The organism is Streptomyces sp. NPDC047049, from assembly GCF_040643995.1.
GTDB lineage: Bacteria > Actinomycetota > Actinomycetes > Streptomycetales > Streptomycetaceae > Streptomyces > Streptomyces mooreae.
Window position 1 is genome coordinate 1 of record NZ_JBEYVM010000005.1, and the last position, 26680, is coordinate 26680.

At 70.3% G+C, this 26680-nt stretch carries 23 protein-coding genes; 15 read left to right on the forward strand and 8 right to left on the reverse strand.

Annotated features, from left to right (window positions below):
- On the reverse strand, positions 1-2557 hold a 2557-nt coding region (locus tag ABZ851_RS14380; RefSeq protein WP_361126278.1), incomplete at its 3' end, for a beta-ketoacyl synthase N-terminal-like domain-containing protein.
- 608 nt (positions 2558-3165) lie between these two features.
- The gene (locus ABZ851_RS14385) at positions 3166-4122 is read right to left on the reverse strand and encodes a LysR family transcriptional regulator (protein WP_361126281.1); all 957 of its coding nucleotides are present in this window, start codon (positions 4120-4122) and stop codon (positions 3166-3168) included.
- Positions 4123-4320: 198 nt separating this feature from the next.
- Between ABZ851_RS14385 and ABZ851_RS14390 the strand changes: the two genes are divergently transcribed.
- From ABZ851_RS14390 to ABZ851_RS14440, 11 genes are all read left to right on the forward strand, one after another.
- Positions 4321-5313 carry an alpha/beta hydrolase family protein gene (locus tag ABZ851_RS14390; RefSeq protein WP_361126284.1) on the forward strand — a complete coding sequence of 331 codons (993 nt, stop codon included), beginning with the start codon at positions 4321-4323 and terminating at the stop codon, positions 5311-5313.
- A gap of 204 nt (positions 5314-5517) precedes the next feature.
- Entirely contained in the window at positions 5518-6537 is a 1020-nt protein-coding gene (locus ABZ851_RS14395; protein ID WP_361126287.1) for an AraC family transcriptional regulator, read from the forward strand.
- A 171-nt stretch (positions 6538-6708) separates the two neighbouring features.
- A complete protein-coding gene (locus ABZ851_RS14400; RefSeq protein ID WP_361126290.1) occupies positions 6709-7767 on the forward strand; it encodes a 3-keto-5-aminohexanoate cleavage protein in 1059 nt (352 codons plus the stop codon).
- A gap of 26 nt (positions 7768-7793) precedes the next feature.
- Complete coding sequence (locus ABZ851_RS14405; RefSeq protein WP_361126293.1) at positions 7794-8765, forward strand: quinone oxidoreductase; 972 nt, start codon at positions 7794-7796, stop codon at positions 8763-8765.
- Between the two features lie 69 nt (positions 8766-8834).
- The gene (locus tag ABZ851_RS14410) at positions 8835-9710 is read left to right on the forward strand and encodes a TauD/TfdA family dioxygenase (protein ID WP_361126296.1); all 876 of its coding nucleotides are present in this window, start codon (positions 8835-8837) and stop codon (positions 9708-9710) included.
- Entirely contained in the window at positions 9694-10995 is a 1302-nt protein-coding gene (locus tag ABZ851_RS14415) for an MFS transporter (RefSeq protein WP_361126299.1), read from the forward strand. Before ABZ851_RS14410 ends, ABZ851_RS14415 begins: the two co-directional genes overlap by 17 nt.
- A gap of 202 nt (positions 10996-11197) precedes the next feature.
- Positions 11198-11395, forward strand: a complete 198-nt coding sequence (locus ABZ851_RS14420) for a hypothetical protein (RefSeq protein ID WP_361126302.1) — start codon at positions 11198-11200, stop codon at positions 11393-11395.
- A 111-nt stretch (positions 11396-11506) separates the two neighbouring features.
- Positions 11507-12394, forward strand: coding sequence for a DUF4184 family protein (locus ABZ851_RS14425; RefSeq protein WP_361126305.1), 888 nt, complete (start codon positions 11507-11509; stop codon positions 12392-12394).
- Between the two features lie 179 nt (positions 12395-12573).
- Complete coding sequence (locus ABZ851_RS14430) at positions 12574-13653, forward strand: ABC transporter substrate-binding protein (RefSeq protein WP_361126308.1); 1080 nt, start codon at positions 12574-12576, stop codon at positions 13651-13653.
- A gap of 14 nt (positions 13654-13667) precedes the next feature.
- Positions 13668-14738 (forward strand): iron ABC transporter permease, encoded by a 1071-nt coding sequence (locus tag ABZ851_RS14435; RefSeq protein WP_361127325.1) that lies wholly within the window; start codon positions 13668-13670, stop codon positions 14736-14738.
- Positions 14735-15550 (forward strand): ABC transporter ATP-binding protein, encoded by an 816-nt coding sequence (locus tag ABZ851_RS14440; RefSeq protein ID WP_361126311.1) that lies wholly within the window; start codon positions 14735-14737, stop codon positions 15548-15550. Before ABZ851_RS14435 ends, ABZ851_RS14440 begins: the two co-directional genes overlap by 4 nt.
- Before the next feature lie 61 nt (positions 15551-15611).
- On the opposite strand, the gene ABZ851_RS14445 is transcribed toward ABZ851_RS14440, so the two are convergent.
- Entirely contained in the window at positions 15612-15827 is a 216-nt protein-coding gene (locus ABZ851_RS14445; RefSeq protein ID WP_336048479.1) for a heavy-metal-associated domain-containing protein, read from the reverse strand.
- A gap of 349 nt (positions 15828-16176) precedes the next feature.
- Here ABZ851_RS14445 and ABZ851_RS14450 point away from each other — a divergent pair, with 349 nt between their 5' ends.
- The 3 genes from ABZ851_RS14450 to ABZ851_RS14460 all read left to right on the forward strand — a co-directional run bounded on the left by ABZ851_RS14450 (position 16177) and on the right by ABZ851_RS14460 (position 20975).
- Positions 16177-17625, forward strand: a complete 1449-nt coding sequence (locus tag ABZ851_RS14450; RefSeq protein WP_361126315.1) for an MFS transporter — start codon at positions 16177-16179, stop codon at positions 17623-17625.
- Positions 17626-17641: 16 nt separating this feature from the next.
- Positions 17642-19468 (forward strand): asparagine synthase (glutamine-hydrolyzing), encoded by a 1827-nt coding sequence (asnB, locus tag ABZ851_RS14455; protein ID WP_361126318.1) that lies wholly within the window; start codon positions 17642-17644, stop codon positions 19466-19468.
- A 241-nt stretch (positions 19469-19709) separates the two neighbouring features.
- Positions 19710-20975: a hypothetical protein gene (locus tag ABZ851_RS14460; RefSeq protein ID WP_361126320.1), complete on the forward strand. Its 1266-nt coding sequence runs from the start codon at positions 19710-19712 to the stop codon at positions 20973-20975.
- Here the strand turns inward: ABZ851_RS14460 and ABZ851_RS14465 are convergent.
- The 3 genes from ABZ851_RS14465 to ABZ851_RS14475 form a co-directional block, all read right to left on the reverse strand.
- Positions 20959-22716, reverse strand: coding sequence for an asparagine synthase-related protein (locus tag ABZ851_RS14465; RefSeq protein WP_361126323.1), 1758 nt, complete (start codon positions 22714-22716; stop codon positions 20959-20961). The two genes, ABZ851_RS14460 and ABZ851_RS14465, sit on opposite strands and share 17 nt — an antisense overlap.
- 61 nt (positions 22717-22777) lie before the next feature.
- Positions 22778-23407 carry a lasso peptide biosynthesis B2 protein gene (locus tag ABZ851_RS14470; protein WP_361126326.1) on the reverse strand — a complete coding sequence of 210 codons (630 nt, stop codon included), beginning with the start codon at positions 23405-23407 and terminating at the stop codon, positions 22778-22780.
- Positions 23408-23610: 203 nt separating this feature from the next.
- Positions 23611-23766, reverse strand: coding sequence for a hypothetical protein (locus ABZ851_RS14475; RefSeq protein WP_361126329.1), 156 nt, complete (start codon positions 23764-23766; stop codon positions 23611-23613).
- Positions 23767-23906: 140 nt separating this feature from the next.
- Here ABZ851_RS14475 and ABZ851_RS14480 point away from each other — a divergent pair, with 140 nt between their 5' ends.
- Entirely contained in the window at positions 23907-24791 is an 885-nt protein-coding gene (locus ABZ851_RS14480) for a DUF6424 family protein (protein WP_361126332.1), read from the forward strand.
- A 46-nt stretch (positions 24792-24837) separates the two neighbouring features.
- On the opposite strand, the gene ABZ851_RS14485 is transcribed toward ABZ851_RS14480, so the two are convergent.
- Together ABZ851_RS14485 and ABZ851_RS14490 are read right to left on the reverse strand one after the other, a co-directional pair.
- On the reverse strand, positions 24838-25086 hold the full coding sequence (locus tag ABZ851_RS14485; protein ID WP_361126335.1) for a hypothetical protein: 249 nt from the start codon (positions 25084-25086) through the stop codon (positions 24838-24840).
- The gene (locus ABZ851_RS14490) at positions 25083-26420 is read right to left on the reverse strand and encodes a S8 family serine peptidase (protein ID WP_361126338.1); all 1338 of its coding nucleotides are present in this window, start codon (positions 26418-26420) and stop codon (positions 25083-25085) included. The genes ABZ851_RS14485 and ABZ851_RS14490 overlap by 4 nt, the downstream gene beginning before the upstream one ends.
- Positions 26421-26680: the final 260 nt, after the last annotated feature.

Below are 26680 nucleotides of genomic sequence, written 5' to 3' on the forward strand. Positions count from 1 at the left end.
GGGAGGAAGCGGGGTGCAGGCCTGTGAGTGCGGTGGTCAGGTCCTGTTCGATGGCGTCGACGTGGGCGGAGTGGGAGGCGTAGTCGACGGCGACCCTGCGGGCGTGCACGCCTTCGTCGGTGCGTGCCGTGACGAAGTTTTCGACGGCGTTGACGTCGCCGGAGAGGACTACTGATCGTGGGCCGTTGACGGCGGCGACCGAGAGTCCTTCCAGGCCGGTGAGGTGTTCGCGGACCTCGTCCAGTGGGAGTGATATGGAGGCCATGGCGCCGGAGCCGGCCAGTTTGTCGCGGATCAGCTGGCTGCGCAGTGCCACCACACGGGCGCCGTCGTCGAGGGAGAGGGCGCCTGCGACACAGGCTGCCGCGATTTCTCCCTGGGAATGGCCCGCTACTGCGGAGGGAGCCACGCCGAAGGACTGCCACAGTCCTGCGAGGGAGACCATCACGGCCCATGACGCGGGCTGGACCACATCGACCCGCTCCAGCATCGAGGCGTCACCGAGGACCTCGGACAGCGACCAGTCCACGAACGGAGCGAGTGCCTGCGCGCACTCCGCCATCGACGCCGCGAATACCGGTGAGGACTCCATGAGGTCTTGCCCCATGCCCACCCATTGCGCGCCCTGCCCCGGGAACACGAAAGCAACCTCACGAGAGGCGACGGCTGTGCCTTCGGCCACCCATGTGGTCAGGTCGCCGTCCATGGCCACGGCGCGGTGCTCGAAGTGGGCCCGCCCGACGGCGAGGGTGTATCCGATGTCGGCGGGGTCGAGTTCGGGATGGGCGTCCAGGTGGGCGCGCAGGCGGTCGGTCTGATCACGTAGTGCGTCCGCCGTGCGGCCGGACAGCAGCCATGGCACCACTCCGCCGCTCGTGCGGGCGGGCGGTGGCTCTTCCGGTGGGGCCTGTTCAAGGATGACGTGTGCGTTGGTCCCGGAGACGCCGAAGGAGGAGACTCCTGCACGGCGTGGTCGGTCGGTTTCGGGCCATGGCTGTGCGGCCGTGACGAGTTTGACGCCTTCGCCCCACTGCACGTGTGGGGAGGGTGTGTCCACGTGCAGGGATGCGGGCACTACGCCGTGCTGCATGGCCTGCACCATTTTGATCACCCCGGCCACGCCTGCGGCGGCTTGGGTGTGGCCGAGGTTCGATTTCACCGACCCGAGCAGCAACGGGGCACCGGTTCGCTCCCGGCCGTAGGTTTCCGCCAGGGCGCCGATCTCGATCGGGTCGCCCAGCTTCGTCCCCGTGCCGTGTCCTTCCACCGCGTCCACGTCGCCTGGCTTCAGGCCGGCACTCGACAGCGCCTGGCGTACCACTCGCTCCTGGGCCCGTCCGCTGGGCGCGGTCAGCCCGTTGGAGGCGCCGTCCTGGTTCACCGCGGAGCCCCGTACCACCGCGAGCACCCGATGCCCATGCCGCACAGCATCGGACAACCGCTCCACCACCAGCACACCCACACCCTCAGCAAACCCGGTGCCATCAGCGCTACCGGCATACGAACGGCACCGGCCGTCCGCAGACAGCCCCCGCTGCCGGCTGAATTCCACGAAGGTTGCCGGGTGGGACATGACGGTGACACCGCCCGCCAATGCAAGGGAGGTTTCACCGGAGCGCAACGACTGCACTGCCCAGTGCAGCGCCACCAACGACGACGAACACGCCGTGTCCACCGTCACCGCGGGCCCCTCGAGCCCCAGCACATACGACACCCGACCGGACAGGACTCCGCCGGATTTTCCCGTGGTCAAGTGTCCTTCGAGCCCTCCGGGGGCCTGGTCGACCTTCGACGCATAATCGTGGTACATCAGTCCGGCGAACACGGCGGAATTGGTACCGCGGAGTGCACGTGGATTTATCCCGGCCGACTCGATGGCTTCCCAGGACGTTTCCAGCAGCAACCGCTGCTGCGGGTCCATCGCCAATGCCTCATGCGGTGAGATGCCGAAAAAACGCGGATCGAATTCCGCTGCTCCCTCCAGGAAACCTCCCCGCTTGGTGTAGCTGGTACCTGCGTGATCGGGGTCCTCGTTGTAGAGCGCGGCTACGTCCCATCCACGATCGGTGGGAAATTCCGTGGTGGCGTCCTTGCCGGCAGATATCAGATCCCATAGACCTTCGGCCGACCGCACGCCCCCGGGGTAGCGGCATGCCATCCCCACGATGGCGATGGGATCGTCGGCGGATACCTCGCCCTCTTGCGCGGGGCTTGCCTGCAACGAGTGTGATCCGGCCGGAGCTTCCGTGGCCGCTTCACCGCCGGTCAGCGTGAAGAGATGCTCAGCCAAAGCCAGTGGGGTGGGGTAGTCGAAGGCCACCGTGTCAGGCAACGAAAGGTTGGTGACATCATTCAGCCGGTTGCACAACTGGACGGCAGCGATGGAGTCGAAGCCGGCGTCCTTGAACGACTGATCCACCTTGACCATGTCCGGCTGCACATAAACGAGCACCTGAGCCACTTGGTCGCGAACCAGGTCGACCGCAGAGCTGAGATCCGGGAAGCGTCGTATGGCGGAGGAGTCCTCGGCCGGGCTGGGAAAATGATCCTGATTCACCTGAGCACCTCATCGAAAACATTGATGTCACCCCGGCACTGCGGGGCGAGGGAATCCGTGGTGATGACACCTTCAACATGACCCGTATGACAACAAGTTGTCCGTTGTGGAGTCATGGACTTGTCTGCGAGGACGGCAACTACTTCATGTCCCCATCGTCACCAACAGTCGGGTCCGACGGCCCTGTCCCTGCTGATCAGGGTTGGTCAGGTCGGTTTTTCGCGTAGCGCCCAGACTTCCGGTAACTAACTCCAGCGTCAGATTCATCTCGAAGGATCGGCCATATTGGGCTCAATTGCTCCCGCGGTTCACGGTTATTTGCAGGTGCTTGAATACGTTTTCTCAAATTATCAATAACTGTCGCGGCTTGCCATCATCAACATTGACGGTTTCTGTCCTGGGCGTGGCCGCCGCAGGGCTGCCGAGACGCTGCGGTGCCCGGCCTCGGAGCCCCGGCTCGAACGCCGGCCGCAGAGTGGCGGGGAGATCACGCGGTCGCTGCCGTGGCGGTCTGCTCGTTGTCTTCGCGCAGTTGGAGGGCCACGGACAGCGCGGACTCGTCGGTGACGGCGGGGCCGGCGCCGGCCTTGCCCACGACAGGCCCCAGGTCAGTCCCGTCCGGGCTCGGAGCCGTTCGTGGGTGGTTCAGGCAGCCAGTCGTGGGCCGGGTCGTACTCCAGCCATCGGTTTCGCCCTGCTTCCTCCGTGCAGGCCGCGGCGAGGCCGTTCAGCCCCGGGTGTCCGTTTCCGGAGCACCACAGCAGCGACCAGGCGTACAACGGCGTGGGACCGACCAGGGGGACGGCGCGCAAGCCGGGGACGTCCGGCAGCGGCACATCGGCAGGCACCAGCGAGAAGCGTCGCGGCTCTTCCGACACTTCGGCGAGGAAGCGGTCGAGCCCGAGGTTGACGCTCGTCGCCGTGTTCTGGATGCCGAATCGGTCGGCGAACCGGTGGAGGAAGTCGAGCCGGTCCAGCGCACCGGGTGCCCACAGCAGGCTGTCGCGCAATTGGTCCGGCCGGAGAGACGGTTCGGCTGCGAGCGGATGCTCATCGCTCAGTACGGCGTCCACCGGTTCGAGGCGGACAACGCGGTGTGCCAGTCCCGCGGGCAGCGGGGGGTGGACCCGGCCGAAAGCCGCGTCGATGTCGCCGTGCAGCAGGGCCGCCGTCACCGACGGCAGGTCGCGCCCGTGACCCAGTGCCAGTTCCCCGGCCCGTTCGACGACCTGCCTGGCAACCTGGGCCAGTGTCCGCATCGGCGCGTAGAGGTGCCCCCAGACGTCTATGCGCAGCGGGCGTTCCCTCCCGCGCACCGCCGAGACCGCGGCGTCGGCGGCGGCCACGGTCTGCCGGGCCGGGAGGAGAAAACGCCGTCCGGCCTCGGTGAGGCGGACCCCGTTGCCGCCGCGCTGGAACAGCGTGGTGCCGAGCAGGGATTCCAGCCGCGCGATCCTCTTGGACAGCGCCTGCTGGGAGATGGCGAGCGTCCCGGCCGCCCGGCCGAAGTGCAGTTCCTCGGCGGTGCGCACAAAAGCACGTACCTGCGCCACGTCGAGATCCATGGGCCCCACCATAGGTGACAACCAAAGGTTGTCGGCTTTGCTCGTTCGTTGTTGGATCGCGGGGCGGGCAGGGGGTTGCATCGTCTCCATGCAAAGACTGACTTCCACTCCCGGACAGCGCACAGACCGCCGGCACCTTGGTCGCCCCTCAAGAGCGCCGGTAGGTGGCAAGGCCGTGCCGCTGACCGGAGGAGCACGATGAGCGCCACCGAGTTCGTCGCCGCCCAGTGGACACGCGCCACCGGTGCGGGCGTGGACCCTCACGAGTACCGGCGTGTCACCGAGGGCTTCACCTCCGTCGCCGACTGGGGGCCGTCCTTCCACCGCACGGGGCACGGCTACCTTCAGCGCGCGGCGGACGCGGGATCTTCCCGCTCGGCGGGGGAGTACCTGCTGGTGGCGGCCCGGTGGTTCCACCTGGCCACGCTGGCGCCGTACGCGGAAGCACACCGTGCCGCCGTCGAGGCGGACCACGCCCTGAGCAGAGCTCTCACCGTGCTGGAGCCCGGTGCGCGGCGGGTGCGCGGCGAGCGGTTCACCGGCTGGCTGCGGGGCCCCGCCGACGCGCCGGGGACCGTGGTCGTCGTCCCCGGCCTGGACTCGGCCAAGGAGGAGTTCCTCGATCTGGTGTCCGCGCTGCTGGCCAGGGGGCTGGCGGTGTTCGCGATGGACGGTCCCGGACAGGGCGTGCTCGCGGCCACCACCACCTTCGTGCCGGACTACGAACGGGTCGTGGGCCGGGCCATCGATGCCCTCGGCGCCGCACGCATCGGGCTCGTCGGCCTGAGCCTGGGGGGCTACTTCGCGGCCCGGACCGCGGCGCTTGAACCGCGCGTGGCCGCCGCCGCCACCGTCAGCGGCCCCTTCCGCCTCGAATGGGACGAACTGCCCGCGCCGGTGAGGGAGATCATGGCCCGGCGCGCCGGAGGCGCCGACGCCGCCCGCGCGTTCGCACGCCAGGTGGACCTTGCCGCCCTGGCACCCCGTATCGCGGCCCCGCTGCTGGTCGTGGACGGTGACCAGGACGTCATCCCCGGCGTGACGAACGGCGAGCCCCTGGCCCGGCTGGCACCGCACGGCACCTACCTGTCGGTCCCGCACGGCGACCACCTCCTCGGTAACGCGCGCCCCGACTGGCTGCCCCACCTCAGCGACCACATCGCGCACACCCTGACGGGAACGCCGGTATGAACGCAACCGGACGCTCCACGGTGAAGTGCTGGGGGTCGTGCAGGTAGCCGCCCGGCTCGGGGGCCCCGGGCAGGCACCACGGCCGGCACCCGTCAGCGGACCGGCCCGGCCCTCGGCGCACGGCACCGCCCACGGTCCGGCACATCGGTTGACCTGACAGGGCGGATGGCTTATCAGTTGGGGCGAGAGCCTTGGAGCGCCCCGATGAAGCCGCTGGTCCGCAACGCAGCGCTGAGCAGCTACAGAGAGCTCAGCCAGTCCCTCGGCATCGACCCGCGCGCCCTGATGAAACGCGTCGGTCTCGATCCGGCCGGACTCGCCGTCCAGGACCGGTGGATCTCCGGCGTCGCCGTCGCCGAACTCCTCGAACGCTCCGCCGTGGCCGCCCACCGCGTGGATTTCGGCCTGCTCCTCGCCGAGCGTCGCCGCTTCGCCAACCTCGGGCCCATCAGCCTCGTCCTGCGGGAGGAGCCCGATGTCCGCAGCGCCGTGCGGCTCCTGATCCGCCACGAGCGCATGTGCAACGAGCTGCTGCGCAGTCGGCTCAGCGAGGCGAACGGACTCGCCACCGTCAAAGTGAGTCTGGAGCTGGGGGAGGCGCGGCCGGCCCGGCAGGCCGTCGAGCTGGCCGTCGGTGTCTTCCACGGATTCCTGCGGGTGTTCCTCGGCGCGCGCTGGCAGCCGGTGTCCGTGTGCTTCACCCACGGGGCCCCTCGCGACATCGCCGCGCACCGGCGCCACTTCGGGCCCGTGGTGGAATTCGACGGGGAATTCAACGGCATCGTCTTCCACGCCACCGAACTCGATACGCCCAACTCGATGTCGGACCCCTTGCTGCGCGGCTACGCGCGTCAGTACTTCGAGTCCATCGCGGTGGCTGCGGAGGCCACCGAGCTGGACCGGGTGCGCGAACTGATCGAGGTCCTGCTGCCGACCGGACGCTGCTCGATCGAACAGGTCGCGGGGAGTCTCGGCGTCGGCCGCAGGACCGTCCACCGGCATCTGGCCGCATCCGGCGAGACGTTCTCCTCACTCGTCAACGCCACGCGCACACAGCTGGCCGAGCAGCTGGTGGCGAACCCGCGCCGCTCCCTGACGGAGATCTCCGGCCTGCTCGGTTTCTCCGCGCCCAGCGCCTTCTCCCGCTGGTTCCGTGACCGGTTCGGCACCAGTGCACGTGAATGGCGCTCCCGTCGGACGGACACCGGTCCTGTCCCCAAGTGACAAGTCTTCTGTCACCTTGTGTGAAGCGCGGCGGGTAACCCGCTCTTAACGTGGCGGTACCGCAAGGGGAACCGCAGTTTCGTCGAGCAACACCCTTGTGGAGAAAGCCAGTTGGGCCGATGGCTCGCGACGGCCGTCGGCCCGCCACGTCCGCGTATCAGGAGATGACCCATGCACTTCCTCGACGACTCCTTGCTGCCCGAGAACCAGGAGAAGCTGGTGATCCAGGTCGCTCCCTACGGGCCCGAATGGCTCCCCGGCGACGCCGACGACCTTCCCCTGACCATGGACGAGCACGTCCGGGCCGCCGTCGACTGCTATGACGCGGGCGCCACCGTGCTCCACATCCATGTGCGCGAACCGAACGGGCACGGGTCCAAGCGCATGTCCATGTTCAACGAACTGCTCGGCCGGCTGCGCGAGGCCGTCCCGGACATGGTCCTGCAGATCGGGGGATCCATCTCGTTCGCTCCCGAGGACGAGGGCGCCGAGGCGAAGTGGCTCAGCTACGACACCCGCCACTTGCTTGCCGACCTCACCCCGCGCCCCGACCAGGTGACGATCGCCATCAACACCAGCCAGATGAACATCGTCGAAATCATGACGCACGACGACCTGGCCGGCACCTCCATCGCCAAGCCCGACTACTACAAGGCCTACCGTGACATGGTCGTCGAGGCCGGTCCCGACTTCTACCTCGAACACCTGGAGCGCCTGCACGCAAGGGGCATCCAGCCGCACTTCCAACTCGCCACCATGGCACAGCTGGAAACCGTCGAGCGCCTGATCCGCAGCGGTGTGTACACCGGCCCCCTGGTGCTCAACTATGTGGCCATCGGCGGCGGGTTCGCCGGCCGTCACCCCGCTGACCTGATCGAGTTCATTCGCCGTGTCCCCGATGGCTCCGTCCTCACCATCGAGTCCTCGATGCGGGCCGTCGCCCCCATGAACGCCATCGCCATCGCCCTCGGCGTGCACGTCCGCGTGGGCAACGAGGACAACCTGTGGGCCCGCAAGGGCGAGCGCATGAGCTCCGTGCAACAGGTCGAGCAGATGGTGCGGGTCGCCGGCGCCCTCGGCCGCGACATCGCGAGCGGCGCGGAGGCCAAGGAGATCTACCGCATCGGCGAGTACTACGCGGACACCGACCAGACCCTGGCCCGGCTCGGCATGGTGCCCAACCGGCGCCCCGGACAGCGCGGCTTCCTGCTCCGCGACACCGCCCGCTGACCGCCACCGAACGAAGAGAGCATCCCGTGGCACATGCCATCCGTTTCCATGAGACCGGCGGTCCCGACGTCCTGCGGCGCGAACAGGTCGCCGTCGGCGACCCGGGCCCCGGCCAGGTCCGTGTCCGGCACGCGGCCATCGGCCTCAACTTCGCCGACACCTACTTCCGTACCGGCCTGTACCCGGCCCCGCTGCCCGCCGGTCTCGGCGTCGAGGGCGCGGGGCTCGTCGAGGCCGTCGGCGCGGGCGTCACCCACGTCGCCGAGGGCGATCGCGTCACGTACACCGGCAGTCCGCTCGGCGCCTACAGCACGGAACGGATCATGCCCGCCGACCCGTTGATCCGGCTGCCCGACGGCATCGGCTGCGAGACCGCGGCCGCGATGACCATGCGGGGCCTCACCGCCGCCTACCTGCTGCGCCGGATCCATCCACTCAAGTCCGGTGACACGATCCTGCTGCACGCCGCCGCGGGCGGTGTCGGCCTGATCATCTGCCAGTGGGCGAAGCTGCTCGGTCTCACCGTGATCGGCACGGTCTCCACCGAGGAGAAGGCCGCACTCGCCCGCGCCCACGGCTGTGACCACACGGTCCTGTACCGCCGCGAGAACGTCGCCGAGCGCGTACGGGAGCTCACCGACGGGGCAGGTGTGCCCCTCGTCCTCGACAGCATCGGCAAGGACACCGTCGACGGGTCCATGGCCTCGCTCAGCCGCCGCGGCCTGCTCGTGTGCTTCGGCACGGCCTCCGGCGTGCCGCCTCTCGATGCCATGCAACTCGCCGTGCACGGCTCACTGTTCGTGACCCGGCCCGCGCTGGCCGACTACATCGCGGAGCCGGCTGAGCGGGACGCGCTGGCCGCCGAGCTGTTCGGTCACGTCGCCGCCGGCCGGATCGCGATCCGCGTCCACCAGCGCTACGCCCTCGACGACGTCGTGGCGGCGCACCGCGCACTGGAAGCGGGCCGCACCACGGGTTCGTCCGTCCTCATTCCTTGAGAATCCCGATCCCCCGATCCCCCGATCCCCCGATCCCCCGATCCCCGAGCCACACCCCAGGAGAGTGCCATGACGCAGACCTCCACCCGAACAAGGATCCACGTCGAACCGCTGACCTGCACCATCGGAGCCGAACTGCGCGGAGTCCAGCTCGGCGACGCCGCCCGGGACGACGCCCTCTTCACCGACATCAAACAACTCCTGCTCCGCCACAAGGTGTTGTTCCTGCGCGATCAGGACCTGACCCGGGCCGACCACGTCGCCTTCGCCTCCCGCCTCGGCCCGCTGGAGGATCACCCGGTCCTCGGCGGCGACCCCGACCACCCGGGCCTCGTCCGCATCTACAAGGACCTGGACAGCAAGCCCGAGCACTACGAGAACGCCCTGCACTGCGACGCGACCTGGCGCGACTGCCCGCCCATGGGCGCTGTGCTGCGCTGCGTGGAGACGCCCGAGGTGGGCGGTGACACGATCTGGGTGAACATGGCCGAGGCCTACCGCAGGCTCCCCGAGCACATCCGCACCCATATCGCGGGCCTGCGTGCCCGGCACAGCATCGAAGCGAGCTTCGGAGCGGTCCTGCCGACGGAACAGCGTCACCGGCTCAAGGCGCGATACCCGGACCCGGAGCACCCGGTGGTGCGCACCCACCCGGAGACGGGCGAGAAGATCCTCTTCGTCAACGCCTTCACCACCCATTTCGTCAACCACCACACCCCCGGGAACGTGCGGTTCGGCCAGGACCACGCCCCCGGCGCGAGCCTTCTCCTGAACTACCTGATCAGTCAGGCGGCGATCCCCGAGTACCAGGTCCGCTGGCGCTGGACCGAGAACAGTGTGGCCATCTGGGACAACCGCTCCACGCAGCACTACGCCGTCCAGGACTACTGGCCCGCCGTCCGCAAGATGGAGCGCGCCGGGGTTGCCGGTGACCGGCCCTGCTGAGCCGGTGACCCGCGGCTACGCGTGGCTGGTCTTCGCCCTCAGCTTGGGACTCCTGCTGTCCGACTACATGTCGCGGCAGGTCCTGAACGCGGTGTTCCCGCTGCTGAAGGCCGATTGGATGCTCTCCGACGCCCAGTTGGGTTCCTTGAGCGGCATCGTCGCCCTGATGGTCGGCGTGCTGACCGTCCCGCTGTCGCTGCTCGCCGACCGCTGGGGCCGGGTCAGGAGCCTGGTCCTGGCAGCGGTGGTGTGGAGCCTGGCAACCCTGGGCTGCGCGGTCTCCGCCGGCTACGAGCAGATGTTCCTGGGCCGCTTCCTGGTCGGCGTGGGTGAGGCGGCGTACGGGAGCGTCGGCATCGCGGTCGTGCTGAGCGTGTTCCCGGTGGGCCTGCGGGCCACGCTCTCCGGCGCGTTCATCGCGGGCGGCGCCTTCGGGTCGGTGCTCGGCGTGTCGGTCGGCGGTGTCGTGGCCCAACACCTGGGCTGGCGGTGGACGTTCGGCGTCATGGGCCTGTCCGGCCTCGTCCTGGCCGCCGTCTACGGCGTCGTCGTGACGGAGCGGAAGCCGGCGGTGGCCGAGGCTGGGCCCGGGGCCGCACCACCGGGCGCAGGAGGCTCGCTGCGCTCGCTGCTGCCGCGGCTGTTCTCCTCCGTCTCCGTGCTGTGTGCCTATGCCGGCAGCGGGCTGCAGATGTTCCTCGCGATGGCGCTGCTGGCCTGGATGCCGAGCTTCCTCGATCGCTCCTACGGCCTGGCGCCCGCCAAGGCCGGGCTCGCCGCCGGAGCCTTCGCGCTGATCACCGGGATCGGCATGATCGGCGGCGGCATGGTCTGCGACCGGCTCGGACGCAGGGACCCCCACCTCAAATGGACCGTCGCCATCGTCTGCAGCGTCGGGTCTCTGATACTGCTCACGGCAGGGTTCCGGCTGCCTGCCGGTACACCGCAACTCGTCCTCATCGGTGCCGGCACGCTGCTGTCCAACGCCACCGCGGGACCCGCCGCCGCCCTGGTGGCGAGCCTGACCCCGGCAGCCGTCACGGCGACGGCCATGGCCGTGCTCACCCTCGCCAACAGTCTGCTGGGCCTGGCACCCGGACCCGCGGTGACCGGCATGCTCGCCGACCGTATGGGACTGCATGCCGCACTCGGTGTGATCCCGCTCGCCTCGCTCGCGGCGGGCCTGGCCTTCGCGCTCGGCAGACGCCTTGACGACAAGGGCCTCAGCGCCGCCGGAGGCCACCGGGCCGCCGCGCCCCCAAGGCCGGGCGGCCCTACCCGGTAGGGGGCGGACCGTGGCTGCACGCGGGACCTGGTGGGCCAGGGGCTCGTCGGTGCGGAGGACGAGGCCGTGGTCATCGCGGCCGAGGCGGACACGGATCCCGAGGCGGTCGCCGCCGCGATCGCGGACGTCTCACGTCAGGGCGGCCGCGACGGGCCGCCGGCCTGCGCGCTGACGGCCGTGGTGGGGGACCGCGCTGTGGGCGATGCGTACCCCGGCGGGGACGGTGCTGGCCGCCGCGGCGCTGCACGCCGGCGCCACCACGTTCGGGATGTTCGGCTGCGGCGTGCGGGGAAGGGAACACGTCCGCAATATCGGCATGACGGTTTGCGACATCACGGTGGGCAACGCGATCATGCACCGCGCGCTGGAGCGCGGAGCCGGGGTGCGGCTCCCGTTCTGACCTCCGGGCGGTGGTGGCGGACGGGGAGCAGGACGGCGCCTCTGCCGCAACCGCTACCACCCCCCATCGAACCCACCCCCACCATGACCGGAATCAATCAAGGAGAGGTGCATGCCCTTCACACTCAGCCATGCCGCCGCCGTGCTCCCCGCGCTCCGGCGGACCGGCACGGCACGCGGTCCGCTGGCCGCCTCGGCGCTCGTGGCGGGGTCGTTCGCCCCGGACATGACGTACTACGCCGACAGTCTGATCCCGGGCGCCATGGCCTTCGGTGCGGTCACCCACGCGCCGTCGGGGGTGCTGACGGTGGATGTGCTGGTCACCGCGGCCCTGGTCGGCGGCTGGCTGCTGGTGCGCGAGCCGCTGATCGCCCTGCTGCCCCGGGCGTGGCAGAGTCCGGTCCACACCGTCGTCCGCGGCCGGCCCCGGCGGCCCCGAGGCCTTCGCCAACTCCTCACCCTGGCGGCCTGGTTCGTGGTCTCCGCGGTGCTCGGGGCAACGACGCATGTCGTCTGGGACGCCTTCACCCACCCGGGCCGCTGGGGCACCCGGCTGGTGCCCGGCCTGGACCAGGTGGTGGGCGGCCTGCCCGTTTACACCTTCGTGCAGTACGGCACTTCGGCGCTCGCGGCGGCGGCGCTCGGGTGGTTCGGGTGGACGGCCCTGCGGGGGCGGGGCGGTGGCGCCCGCGGCGGCGCGGCGTCCGGGGACGCTGCGTCAGGGGCGGCCGCGATACCGGTGCTGACCGTACGGCTGCGGCTGCTGCTGACGGCCCCGGTCGTGCTGTGCGTACTGGCCGGCGCCGTGCACCGGGTGGTGCGGGCGTACGCCGTTCTGGGGCCCACGGTGCACTGGCTCGGCTACCTCCCGACCGTGCTCTTCGGCGCGGGCGCGGGCCTCACCCTCGGGTTGGTGCTCTACGGGGTGGCCGTGCGGCTGGTACACCGCCGTGCCTGCCGCACAGGGACAGCCCGCGACGGCGCCACGGGGCACGGCTGACACGACCAGGGGCCGGCCGTTCCGGCAGTCTGCACCGCGGCAGCCGAACGCCGAACGAGGAGGACGACGGCTTCTCCCTGGACTGATCGCGCGGCGGGAACCCGGCAGGAGATCGGCCCGACTACTGAAGCAGGTAACGGAGCTTCGTCCGCTTACCGAGTGGATCTGGGAGGGTATGGATGCGTTCTCGTGTATGGGGCGGTACGGCGGCCGTTGTACTGGGCGGCCTGCTGGTCGCCGGCTGCGGCGGCTGGGAGAAGGACGCTGTGGACGAGAGCACCGGGGACGCCGGGAAGTCCGCAGGCGGGTCCTACCCGGTCTCCGTCACCGACTGCGGGGGCACCAAGACCACCTTCTCCGGCGCCCCGAAGAGGATCGTCACGAGCAACGCCTCCAGCCTGGAGCTGCTGCTCCGCCTCGGCGCCGGGGACAAGGTGATCGGCACCGGCTTCCCGCCGGGCAAGGGCACGCTGCCCGGCGCCCTGGATGCGCAGGGGCGGCAGGTGAAGGTGCTCAGCCGGAACGTGATCCCGAAGGAGAAACTCCTCGGCTCCGGCGCCGACCTGTACATCGACACGTTCGCGTCCATGGGGGGCATGGGCGGAGGAGGGATGGGGGATGCGCCGACCGCGGAGGAGTTCGAAGCGGCCGGAATCAAGCACCTCTACCTGAAGTCCACCGCCTGCGCCGCGCAGGGCAAGAAGCCCGTGCGGGATCTGTCGGCGGTGGAGGCCGACATCACCGCGCTCGGCGCGGTCACCGGTACACGTGCCAAGGCGAAGGAACTCGTCGCCGGGATGAAGGAGAAGGTCGGCGCGGTCCAGAAGGCGGTCGGCGGTACGGCGGCGGCCAAGCGGCCGGCGTACTTCTTCTTCGACTACGACGCCGGCACCAAGCAGCCCACCGTGGTCTGCAACCGCCAGGTCGCCAACGCGGTGATCACCCTGGCCGGCGCCCGCAACGCCTTCGCCGACTGCGAGGGCGACAACAAGCAGGTCGGCTGGGAGGACGTGATCGCCAAGAACCCGGACTGGATCCAGCTCGGCGTGCGCGACCGGGGCAGCGGGACGGCGAACGGGAAGGCGTTCGACGAGGCACAGAAGTGGCTGGAGACCAACCCGGCGACCAACGGCCTGAAGGCGGTCGAGGAGGGCCACTTCCTGCGCATCGCTTCCGAGCCGACCACCATCGCCGGCGTCGAGAACGCCGAGACGGTCGAGAAGATCGCCAAGACCCTCTACCCGGGCAAGGTCGGCTAGCCGTGCCGTCCACGATGTCCGCGTCCCGCCACCGGACCACCGACGGGAGGGCGGACGCACGCAGCCTGCCCGCCGGGCCCCTGGCGTGCGTGCTCGGCGTCGCCCTCCTCGTCGCGCTGACCGCCGCCGTGGCCTGGGGATCGACGTCCATCTCGCCCGGCGAGGTGTGGAGCGTGGTGTGGCGGCGCCTGTCCGGTGAGGCCCCACGGCCGGGCACGAACGACCTGATCGTGTGGCAACTGCGCGTTCCCCGTGCCGTGCTGGCCGCGCTCGTGGGCGCCGGGCTCGGTGTCGTCGGTACGGCGGTGCAGGCGCTGGTGCGCAACCCGCTGGCCGACCCGTACCTGCTGGGCATCTCCAACGGAGCGTCCCTCGGAGCGGTCGCCTCCCTCGTGCTCGGCCTTGGCACAGGCGGGGTGCTCGGCTTGGGGCTGTCGGGTGCGGCCTTCGCCGGAGCCCTGGCCACCTTCGCCCTCGTCTGGGCCATCGCCCGGAGGGGCGGGGGGTTCGCGCCGCTGCGACTGGTGCTGGCCGGGGTGGCGATCGGCCAGTTCCTCTCCGGCTTCACGAGCTTTCTGGTGTTGCAGGCCGGAGACGAGCAGCAGACGCACAGTGTGCTGTTCTGGCTCATGGGCAGTCTGAGCGGCGCGAGCTGGCCGGTCCTGGCCATGCCCGCGATCGTGGTGCCGCTCGCCCTGCTGTGGCTCCAGGCGCGGGCCCGGGGGCTGAACGCCCTGATGATGGGCGACGAGACCGCGGCAGGGCTCGGCGTCCACGTCGGCCGGCTGCGCCGGGAACTGTTCATGGTGACCAGCGTGCTGACCGGCGTCCTGGTGGCGGTGTCGGGCGCGATCGCCTTCGTCGCACTGATGGTGCCGCACGTCTGCCGCCTGGTCGTCGGCGGCGACCACCGTCGCCTGCTGCCTGTCTCGGCGCTGTTCGGGGCGCTGCTCCTGGTGGTGGTCGACATCGTCTGCCGTACGGCGATGGACTCGCAGGAACTGCCGGTCGGCGTGGTCACCTCACTCCTCGGGGCTCCGGCCCTGCTGTACCTGCTGGACCGGCGCCTTGGGAGCGGCAGTTGAGAATCGACATCGAAGACCTGAGCGTCGCCTACGCCGGTCGTACGGTCGTGGCGGGGGCCCGTCTGGTGGCGGCCGAGGGCGAGATCACCGGCCTGGTCGGACCCAACGGCAGTGGTAAGTCCACGCTGCTGCGTACGGTCTACCGGCACCTGAAGCCCACCGCCGGACGGGTTCTGCTGGCCGGTACCGACCTCCGCGAGCTGTCCGCGGTCCAGTGGGCCAGGCACGTCGCGGCGCTGCCGCAGGAGAGGCAGAGCGACTTCGAACTCACCGTCCGCGAGGTCGTCGCGATGGGCCGCACACCATACAAGCGGGCCTTCGCGGGGGATGACGCCACCGACCGGGACACCGTCGCCCGAGCACTCGCGGACGTGGGCCTGTCAGCGGCGTCCGGGCGCCGGTTCACGGCCCTGTCCGGCGGCGAACGCCAACGCGTCCTGCTGGCCCGCGCGTTCTGCCAGGACCCTGACGTGCTGGTGCTGGACGAGCCGACCAACCACCTCGACATCCACCACCAGGTCGAACTCCTCGCCCTGCTGCGCGCCCAGCGCCGCACGACGCTGGTGTCACTGCACGACCTCAACGCTGCCGCCTCGGTGTGCGACCGACTGCACGTCCTGCACGCCGGAGCGGTGATCGCCTCCGGACCACCGCGTGATGTCCTCACGCCCGCCCTGCTGGCCGAGGTGTTCGGCGTGCGGGCGGCTGTGGTCGACCACCCGCTCACCGGTGATCCGCTGATCGCCTTCGACCACCACGCGCCGGCCGGCACGAAGACGCCTGCGCCGACGGAGGTACCCACCGGCCGATGAACACGGCCACGGCCGGGCAGGAGGCGACAACGTCCCGCCCGGCCCGTGGGGGGGTGGGGAATCAGGCGGCGACCGAGTCGGCAACGACGTAACCGGCCTCGACGATGGCGGCGCGCAGCCGCTGGTCATCGAGGTCCGTGCCGTGCACCGTGACGGTGTTCGCGGCGAGGTCGACCACCACCTCGCTCACGCCCGGCACCTCGGAGACTTCTTCCGTCACGCTCGCCACGCAGTGCTCGCAGCTCATGCCGGTGACGTGGTACTGCTTCTGGGCCATGGGGGACTCCTGGGGTCAGTGGCTTTCGCCGGTGTACGGATCCGCGGAGGGCGCGGGTTCAGGTCGACGCCCTCACCTCAAGGAGTCGGCTGAGGGGAGTACGGAGTTCCACGGCGGGGCGCCGTCCGGGAGGAGGAGGCGGGGGAGGAGGCCTGCCCGAGCCCGGCCACGGACGCGGGTCACGGACGCCGGTCACGGACGCCGGTCACGGTCAGATGCCTGGCAGCGGCCCGGGCGCCGCCTGTGGTGATGTTCTTGGACATCACCGGGAACTCACCGCATTTCCTCCCCGACCTATGGAGCGAGGCTGCTGCCCGGCGGCCCACCCGTGGCGGTGAGGGGGAGAAGGGTGACCAACGACGGTCCCGGTGCGGAACAGACCGGTCACATACCCAGGGGCGCGGACCGCTGGCCGCTGGTCGCCGTGGCGGGCGTGCTGGCGTTCGTGGCGATGCTCGACATGAACATCGTCAATGTGGCCCTGGCCGACATCGCCGAGGGGCTGCAGGTGTCCACGGCAACGGCGCAGTGGGCGGTGCTGGGCTATCAACTGGCCGTAGTGGCCCTGCTGTTGCCCGTCGGCAGATGGCTCGACGGGGTGGCACTGCGCTCCGCGGTGCTGACGGCGACCTGCGGCTTCGGTCTGTGCAGCGCCCTGGCCGCCGCGGCACCCTGGATGACCTGGTTGATCGCCGTCCGTCTGCTGCAGGGCGCGTTCGGGGCGGCGCTGTTCGTGCTGATGCCGGTCCTCGCGCTCCGCTCCGTGCGACCGGAGCTGCGCGGACGGGCGATGAGCGTGCCCGCCACCCTGGGCCCGCTGGGCGCGGTGATCGGGCCCGCCGTGGGCGGAATGCTGCTGGACCGCCTGGGCTGGCGTTCCGTCTTCCTGGTGAAGATCCCCTTCTGTCTGCTCGCCCTGGCCGTGGTCTGGAGGGCGATGCCCCGGGACGGACGTCTGCGGGTTCCTGACCGCCGGTCGGTGGCCGACGCGCTGCTGGTGGCCGCGGGTGCCGCGATCGTGCTGCTGGCGTTGACGCTGGCGCCGGACGGCCCGGCCTGGCTGCTCCTCGCCCTCGCCGCCGTACCGCCGCTGTGGTGGTGGCTGCGCGGGCCGGGCGGACGACCGGTGGCCGGCGCGCTCCGGACGGCGGGGCTGTTCCGCGCGCACGGGGCGGTGCTGACCCTCGCCGCCGGATTCGCCGCCATGCACTACGTCGTCGCCCTGCACCTCCAGCGCGATAACGGTGTCAGCGCCACCACGACCGGACTGACCGTGCTCGCTTTCCCCCTCGGGATGGCGGTGGCCGGGCCACTCGGCGGACGCCTCGCCGACCTCCCCCGAGCTCCCGGATCCGCCCCAGCAGGGGGGACCCCCATCGGCGCCCGGCCGGTCGCGGTCACCGGCGCCGCCCTCACCGCCGCCGGCCTGCTCCTGCTGCTCCCGCTGGGCGACGGCTGGGCACCGCTGGACGTGGCCTGGCGGCTGACGCTGGCGGGCGTCGGGCTGGGCCTGAACGGCGGCCCGACCCAGGCGCTCGTCATGGGCGCGGCCCCACCGGACCGGATCGCGACCGTGGGGGCCACGGTGCAGCTCGCCCGCAGCCTCGGCTTCACCCTCGGCCCCGCGCTGGCCACCGCCGCCTGGGGGCTGACCGGACCTCATGAGGGTGTACGGGCCGCGCTCGCACTGGCCGCCATCGCCGCATGCCTGTCCGTACCCCTGCTCGCTCCGCCGCGCAGCAGGCCCGCTTCCGTCCCCGAGAAGACGACCGACGCGGCATCTTCCGCCCACGACTGACCCAGGAGGCACTTCTATGTGCGGAATCACCGGATGGGTGTCCTTCCACCACGACACCCGCACCCGGGGCCCGGTACTCGAAGCCATGACGGCCACCCTCACACCACGAGGCCCGGACGCGTACGGCGTCTGGCTCGGTGAGTACGCCGCGATCGGCCATCGCCGCCTGGCCGTCATCGACCCGGCCGGGGGCCTGCAGCCCATGACCGACCGGCCCGACCGCCCGGCCACCGTGCTCAGCTACAGCGGCGAGGTGTACAACCACCACCAGCTGCGCGCCGAACTGCGCGGCCGGGGGCACCGCTTCCACACCCGCAGCGACACCGAGGTGGTGCTGCGCGCGTACGCCGAATGGGGTGCGGATCTGGCCGACCACCTGGAGGGCATGTTCGCGCTCGCCGTCTGGGACGACCGTGCTCAGCGGCTGCTGCTGGTACGCGACCGCCTCGGCGTCAAACCCCTGTTCTGGGCAGCCGTCGACGGCGGCCTGGCCTTCGCGTCCGAGCCCAAGGCCCTGTTCGCACATCCGGAGATCCGGCCACGGGTGGACGCGGACGGGCTCCGGGAGGCGTACAGCCTGCTGTTCAACACCGGGCCGACGGTGTGGTCCGGGGTGCGCGAGGTGGAACCCGGCGGCCTGCTCGTGCTGGACCGCGACGGCATCCGCGAACGCCGCTACTGGCAGCTGGCGGCCGACGCTCACGACGACGACCGGGACACGGCCGTCGACCGGATCCGTGAGCTGGTCGGCACGGCCGCCCGCAGCCAGCTGGAGGCCGATGTCCCGCTGTGCAGCCTGTTGTCCGGCGGCATCGACTCCACGGTCCTGACCGCGCTGCTCGCCGACGAACTCCGGCTGCGCGAGGGACCGGACGCCCGCATCCGCTCCTACGCCGTCGACTACAGCGACCAGGCCGAGCAGTTCACCGGCGACGTCCTGCGCACCGGCCACGACACCCCGTACGCCGCCGAGGCCGGCACCTACCTCGGCACCGAACACAGCACAGTCGTCCTCGACCCGCTCGCGCTGCTCGACCCCGAGCACCGCAAGGCGGTCGTCGTGGCACGGGACTCACCGATCGGGGTCGGCGACATGGACACCTCCCTGTATCTGCTCTTCGGCGAGATCCGCAGGCACTCCACCGTGGCGCTGTCCGGCGAGGCGGCGGACGAGGTGTTCGGCGGCTACCCCTGGTTCCACTCCGCGAAGGCACTGAACGCGCCCACCTTCCCCTGGCTCCTCGTCACCGGCGACGAGGCCGCCATGCCGCTCAACCCGGCGCTCGACCTGCGCATCGGGGAGTTCCGCGCGGACACCTACCGCAGCGCGCTGGCCGCCGTACCGCACCGCGACGACGAAACCCCTGCCGAGCACCGGCAACGCGAGATGCAGCACCTGTCCCTGACCCGCTGGCTGCGTCAACTCCTGCACCGGAAGGACCGGTTGAGCATGGCTCAGGGGCTGGAGGTCCGCGTGCCCTACTGCGACCACCGCCTCGTCGAGTACGCCTTCGCCACGCCCTGGAAGCTGAAGAGCTTCGACGGCCGGGAGAAGAGCCTGCTGCGCGCCGCCGGCGCCGGGCTCGCGCCCGGCTCCGTGCTGCACCGGCCCAAGAACCACTACCCGGCCACCCACCACCCCGAGTACAACCGCGGCCTCCAGGACCTGGCCCGCGACGCCCTGGCCGACGGCCAGGTCCGCGCCCTGGCCGACGAGACCCACCTCAAACCCTGCCTGGACACCCCGCCCGACCGGCTGGAATGGGGCCACCGCCTCCGCCTCGAATGCGTCGTCGACCTGGCCCTGTGGCTGGACCACTACCGGCCCGAACTCGCCCTCTGAGGCGCCCTCACCGAGGTGGCCCTGCGCGGGAAGGCTGCTCCGGCTCGCACGTCCGGGGGTATCCGGATGGCGACCTGATGGCTCGCCGCGGACGATGGTGGTCGAACCTTCGGCGCGGCGGCAGATCTCCTGAGTCCGCGCTGTGCACGTGCAGCGCACGACCGGCGGCCTCAGGAGGTGATCGCGTGCGGACTTCCCCAGGGCTCACTCCCGTGCGCGCCCGAAAATGAGACAGCCCTCGATGAGAACCTGGCAGTCGCGGGTGACCGTGGCAGTGATCGTGCTGGTCCTCCTCATGACCACGCTGCTGCTGGCCCAGATCGGCCTTGAGGACTTCGTACATGATCTGACCTTCGCCGGTCGCCTCACTGGTGCCGTCCTTCTCGCGGTTGCGTTCACCACGCTCGTGAGCGTCGCCGCGGTCCTGGACCACTGGATGCGGCAGAGCTTCCCCTATTCCGGCCTGGTCGCGCTGATCGGCACGTTCGCGTCCTTCCTGACCAACGCCATGCTCCTGGCGCAGACGGTCAAGGACGGCGACTCCGTGGCCTACCCGGTGGTGTTCGGCCTGCTCACGGCGGGTGCGGCATACGCCGTCTTCGCGGTATGGCGGACATCGGTCGTGATCCCTGCTCCGAAACGGGTGGCCGCCGCGGTGATCGTCTCCTCTGTCATCGCGATCGCCAATTTCGGCTACCAGAACCTCTTTCAGCCGTACCAGCGACAGACCACGCCTCTCATTACGGTGTCCATGGGAAAGCCGGTACTGAGCAAAGACCGCACGGCATTCGCCATACCGGTCGACATCACTATCCGGAACCACAGCGACGTGGGTTTCTACGTGCTCGGCGCCGAGTTCCACGCCATGGGGAAACAGGTGCCGCTGAGCCCGAAGGACCGGCTCCGCCGGCAGTGGCGAAGCGATGCCGAGCAGTGGCCCAACTCCCCGGATGTGAACCCGCTCTCCCGCCGGGAGATTCACCAGCCCGGCGAGTTGGTCGAGGCGAAACCGTGGATGGCCCAGGGAAGCTGGGTTGAGTCGAACGACACCTACGCCACGCGAATGGTGGTGCAACTTCCCATCAACACGCCGTACGACCAGGTGGCCTTCTATGCCACCGCGAGCCTCGCGCGCAAGGACCGACTCGTGCTGGAGCCGCCACTCAACTTCGTGGCGTACTCCTGGCGCAGGGCAAAAGTCCCCGGATGGGTGAAGGAGCAACTGCAGCAGCAACAGAAGAGTGGTCTTGACTCTCTTATCTACCGTGCCAGGGTCCACGAGAACAATGCGCTCGACGAACACACAAGGGATCCGCGTTTCATCACCGTCTACTGGCAGTTCGGTACGCACGGCGCGAACGTGTACTCATCCATTACGCGAAGAGGCGAGGAAAACCGACACCTCACCCCGGCGGAACAGAGCGAGGTGTCGAGCCGGTACGGCCTCACCTCCCTGGTCACCGGCCCGGTGGAGCGAACCCTCTGGGACATCAAGAGCCAGCGCTGACGGGCACCGCCGCGCCGGGCGCACCGGATCGCCGGTCCAGTCGCTCCAGCCAGGCCACCAGGGCGAGCGAGCTGTTCACACGGTCCCAGGAGTACGAGTCCCCCAGGCCGAGCTGGGCCTCCCGCACGGCCCGGCACAGCGTCTCGACGTCGAACATCTCCGTGACCAGCGGATGCCGGGCGGAGCGACACAGGGCGATGAGCTCATCGCCGTGTCTCCGCAGGCCCCGGGCGTAGAGGTCGTTGAAGGGCACCTTGATTGCCCTGTCGTGGATCGGGGCGGGCAGGAGATCCGCCATGGCCGCACGGAGAACGGCCTTCGGACGGCCCGGCCGGGAGGTGGCTGCGGCGGGCAGGCGGCGCATCGTGGCGACGACCTCCGGGTCGAGGAACGGGTGCGAGAGGAAGAACCCGTCCCGTCGTGCGCGCTGCCAGGACAGCAGGTCGGGAGCGGCGACGTAGTTGGCTGCCTCGTAGAGCGACCGTTCCGGCTTGCGCCCGAACATGAACCGGCTCTCCGCGATGCCCGCATCCCGGTAGCCGTGTGCGCGCGCGAATCCGGATCGCAGCCATCGGGGGCGGTTGAAGGTGCCGAGGCCGCCGAGTACCGTTCCGCCGCCGCGGAGCGCGGTGATCCGTTCGGCTGCCAGCGGGAAGGCCGGCTGCACCACGTACGCGCGGACGATGTCCCGCAAGCCCTGCTCGCTCTCCGCGGCCCAGGCGCGTGCCTGCTCGCTCATCTGCCGGAGCGCTCCCGTGCGGGCCAGTCTGTGCAGGTGGAACGGGTTGGCGTCGGCGATCGGATCGGCCCCGCAGCCGGTCAGGAGCGTGTCACAGCCCAGTTCCGCGGCCGCGGCGTGCAGCCTGGCCCAGAACGGGGCGCGGAAGGCGTGCGCATGAGGCTCGTCGGCGTCCCCCGCATGGTGCGGGAAGTCGTCGAAGTCGGCCACGTCGTCGGCATCGATGATCACCGGGCGGACGGCGGGTGTGTGACGGCGGATCTCCTCCATCGCGACGTCGAGGTACGGCCGCTCCGTGGCCAGCTCCCCCCGGGAGAAACGCCCGGCGAGCAGGACCAGGTCTCCGGCGTCGCCCCGTTCCGCGGCCAGCAGGCGCGCGGCGAGCAGAGCGACGCTGGTGGAGTCGGTGCCGCCCGAGACATGGCATGCCGTCGTCGTGCCCATGCGGCGTCCGACAGCGTTCTCCAGCGCGCGACGCAACTCCTGCGCTGCCCCGTCGAGGCAGGAGCCGTCTGCGGTCCGCTCGGGCGGGTCGGTGGCCCGACGGGCCCGCCGCGGCGTACGACTGCGCAGCTGCCCGGTGGGGGAGAGTTCGACCACCTCACCGCCGAGGACACGGTGCACCCCGGCGAAAGGGGTGAGGTCCGAGTGCGGTTGCGCCAGGTTCCCGGTGAGGTACCGGCAGAAGTAGCGGGGTGCCAGCTCCGTGACGCTCCCCAGGCAGCGGACCGAGGTGCTGACGGCGCTCACACGGCCACCGCGCTCCCTGAAGAACAGCGGGACGCGTGCCTGCTCGTCGCGCATCAGAAGGATGCGGTCGCGGTACACCAGAACAGCCGCGTAGTCGCCGGCCGGCACGGGCGGGGCGGCGCCCTGCCTGCCGGAGTCGTCGAGGAGGCCGCGCGCGCCCGCCGCCCGCTCACGGGCCGAGCCGACCCAGCCCACCACGGCCGCGGTGCCGGCCCGCGAGAAGACCGTCGTCACGAGTCCCTGACGTGTCATGACCTCGCTCGTCCGGAGCCTCGGTGCGCCCCCGGCCCACTCAAGGCGGAGCGCTTCCACGTCACTGTCCTCCGCCGTCGATCGAGAGCACCGGTGTGAAGGTGTGCCCGCGCGGAACGGCATCGGGGACGCACAGGCCGCCCGAGGCCGTCCACGCGTGCAGAGCGAAGGGGTGTTCATGCACGCCGACGTGGAGTACCGCTTTCAGTCCGCACCGCCGTAGCAGGACGAAGGCCGTCACTGCCTCGGACTTGCAGTCGCCGTTGACGAGCCAGCTTCTGCTGCTGCGTGACTGCACCGCTCGTTTCAGCCGTCCTACCTCCTCCGTGGAGGGGAGGTCCGCACGGGCGTAACCCGGGGCGGCCAAGGAGACCAGCCGGAGGACGCGCCCGAATCCAAGCGTCCGGATCAGCAGGTGCACCCCACCCAGCCAGAGCCCGACGCGGATGGCACCGTCCGGGGTTTTCTTCCGGCGGCGCGTCGCGCACCCGGCACGCATCAGACCGGTGACGAGTTCGGCGCGTTCCTCAGGGCTTCCGGAGGAGAATTTCTGGATTTCCGCCGTTGGCAATCCGACAAAGCGCGTCCGCTTCCAGTCCGCGATCAGCGCTCCGTCGGACAGCCGGGTGACACGGCAATGCGGTGACAGGATCCTCGCCATGGCTGCCAGGGCATCGGTTTCCTCTGCCACCGCATATCCTCCAGAATTCCACCGTGCGAGCTTGCGTGCACCGTGGACGCAAGCACGCACGCACGGTGTCAGTGCTGGTATCCGTGACCGTCGTAGAATCCACCGCTGAAGCCGTGGATCAGACTTCCGTTACCGAGAAGGACGAGCCGATGCGGCTTGCGGCGCCGCAGAAATCGGGAGAACATCGCCTACCTCCAGAACCGTCAGCACATCAACTCCAGGCTACTCTCCCCCGAATGCCCCGCAACCGCACGGCCGGACGCCAACCAGCCCATATCCAGCACCTTTTCGGAGACCTCCAGCACCATTACCGGACCGGTGACGAGGCTCAGCTCGCCGACGAGGCTTGCTGCAGACATCTCCGGTCATCTTGGAGACGTCTCCGGCCATCGCTCTCCGGTCGCGTCCGTCCGGGTCGCGGAGCACGATGGAAACAGGGGGAGTTTCGCCCCGCGAGCCGGTGGCTGGCCCGTGAGGCCGAGCCAAGGAGATTTGAGCCATGGGCCGCCACCCTCAGCCCCGGCCGGGCGGCATCGAATCGGAAAACCATCCGTGGAAGATTCGTCTGGTCGAGCACCCGAAACGCTTTGAGTCGTCGCATTTCCGGGCCGCCAAAACGACAGCCCGGAAAATCCTTCACGCCATGGACGACGCCGACCTGCCCTACGGGCCCAGGCCGATGGATCCGGACCAGGAGCCGAGGAATTCCGAGCGCTGGGAGATGCACCACGGCGGCAGCCTGTGGGTCAAGGGCTCCCGCGGCTGGCGCATGTACCGCGCCCGGGTCGGCATCGAGTGGAGCATGCAGTTCTGCGCCGACCCCGGGAAAGTGGACCGGCTCCGGCAGGATGCCGCCGAATTGGTCGATGCCTTCCCGCTCACGCTGCCCGCCCTGGCGGAACTGGGCTACCGGCGCGCCGAGGAACTGCTGCGCACGCCGATCAGGGACGCTGACGGCGTGGAGGCGTGGACCGACTCCCTGTTCAATGCCTGTGTGCCCCTGAGTCACGGGAACCACCAGGGCATCCTTCCCAGCGTGCCCGGAGAACACCACTACCCCTGGCCGGTGAAGGGCGCCGACTTCGTCCGGTACGAGGACTTCCAGCTGTGGGTGACCCTGCCGGACGGCACTCACGGTGCCGTCGCGCCGGTGGACCGCCGTGGCTCCGGTGACGGGCACGTCCGCCTGGCCTTCGTCCCCGAAGGAAGCGCCGCCGCCCCCGCGGTCGCCGAGGCGCAGGACCGCGGGTTGATGGCCGTCGTGCCTCCGGACAGCGAGGTGGCCCTGCAGGCCTTCGCTCAGCAGGTCCCGCCGGACCGGCACACCGCCTCCGGCCCGCTGTCGTCCGACGCGAAACGGCGCGGCAGCGACACCGTCGGCTAGAGACAGGTGCCGGCTGGAGACAGAGCAAGACTCACTGGATGGGGACTCACTGGATGGGGGAGTCGGGCGGGGGAAGGTGGATGGTGCGCTCCCGGTCGACGGATTCGACGCCGTCGACCGCCTCCAGGGCCGGTATCCGGTTTTCCGCGACGGTGCCGGAGAGCGTGCCGAGGGCCGCCTGCTCGCCCGTGACCGCCAGCCCGGCCCGTCGCAAGGCCTCGACCACTTCCGCGAACCGGCCGGGGTCGACCGCGAGGATGACCCCGACCGGCGCGGACCGGGAGGACTCGATCACGGCGCCTGCAGCAGACCCGAGCCGACGTCCCTGACGGGCTGCGTCAGCGGGAAGGCACCGGACATCAGACTGACTTTGAGTTCGGCCGCAGAAGCGTTGGGGTTTGCCTGGGCGAGCAGTGCCAGGACGCCCGCGACGTGCGGCGTGGCCATGCTGGTGCCGCTCATGACCTGGTACCCGCCGCCAGGGGCGGCCGAGTGCACGTCCCTGCCCGGCGCGGCGATGTTGACCTCGCCGCCCTGCCCGTTGATGCCGCCGTTGGAGAAGAACGAGGGCGTGAGCGCCTTGTCGAGCGCGCTCACCGCGAGGATGGAGGGGCAGTTGGCGGGCCGGCTGACGGGCCGGATCTCCGGGGGCCGATGGCTGTCGTTGCCCGCGGCAGCGACGATCACCGTGCCGCGTTCGAGGGCGCGCTGAGCCAGCTTCTCGTAGGTCTGCGGGAAGAGCTCGCCCGGCCGGACCTGAGCGCCGAGCGACATGGAGATCACCCGCGCCCCGTGGGCGACGGCCCAGGCCATACCCGCCAGGATCTGGCCGTCGGTGCCGCTGCCCGTCGCGTTGCTGAGCACCTTCGCCGCGAGGATCTTGGCATCGCAGGCCACACCGTAGCGGGGCCCCTGCCGGGGGTTGGCCGCACCGGCAGCGGTGCCGATGCAGTGCGTGCCGTGGCCGTGGCCGTCCTCGACGGTCTCGCCCGGTACGAAGGAGACCGTGGCCTCGATGCGCCCGGCCAGGTCCGGGTGGTCGGTGTCCACGCCGCTGTCGATGACGGCGATCTTCACATCGCGTCCGGTCAGGCTGGACAGATTGGCCCGGATCGCCTGCAGGCCCCAGGTCCATTTCTGCTCGTCCATGGCCGGCCCCTGGGCGGCGGCGATTTCGGCCCTGGTGTGATGGGCGACCACTTCCTCGTCGCTGCGGTAGGCCGGGAAGAACTCGGTCGGCGCCTGCTGGGGAGCGGTGATCGGCGAGGCGTAGACCATGCGCTCCGGCTCCGCCGCGATGATCGAGGATTCCGCCTCGGCCGTGGTCACCAGCGCGTGGCGCTGTTCGGGCCGTACCTCGACGACGGCGGCGCCGAGTTCCTCGAAGAGCACCGAGACATCGGGGCGTTCAAGGAGTTCGGCGACGTTCGCCGCATCGGTTCCCCGGACACGTTCGACGGACGCGATATCGGCGGAGGAACGCAGTGCGTTGAGCCCGCTCTCCTGGTCACCCGGGTCGAGCAGGACCACGTATCGACCTGTGTACTCCGTGCCCTGCCCTGTGACGGGGCCATTGGGGTGACCGGGACGCTCGCCGAAGGGGCGCCTGCCCATGGGTCCGTTCGCCATTGATTTTCCCGCTCTCTGTGCGCTTCCGGTTCGTGGACGCGCGTCGATTCACGGAGTGTCAGGCGCCAGGAATGGTGGGCGCGGATCAGTCGCGTATCGACGCGTAACGCCGTCGCCTGCAAGGCTGTCCAATGCCAGGCCGTCGGCATGATCCCCCCGTAAAACCGTCTCACCGGGCGCGACGGCCCGCAACACAGCGCCACCGGCACTACGCGGGGCAGGGGAGCGCCCGCCCTTCACTGACCGGTGAAGGCGACGGC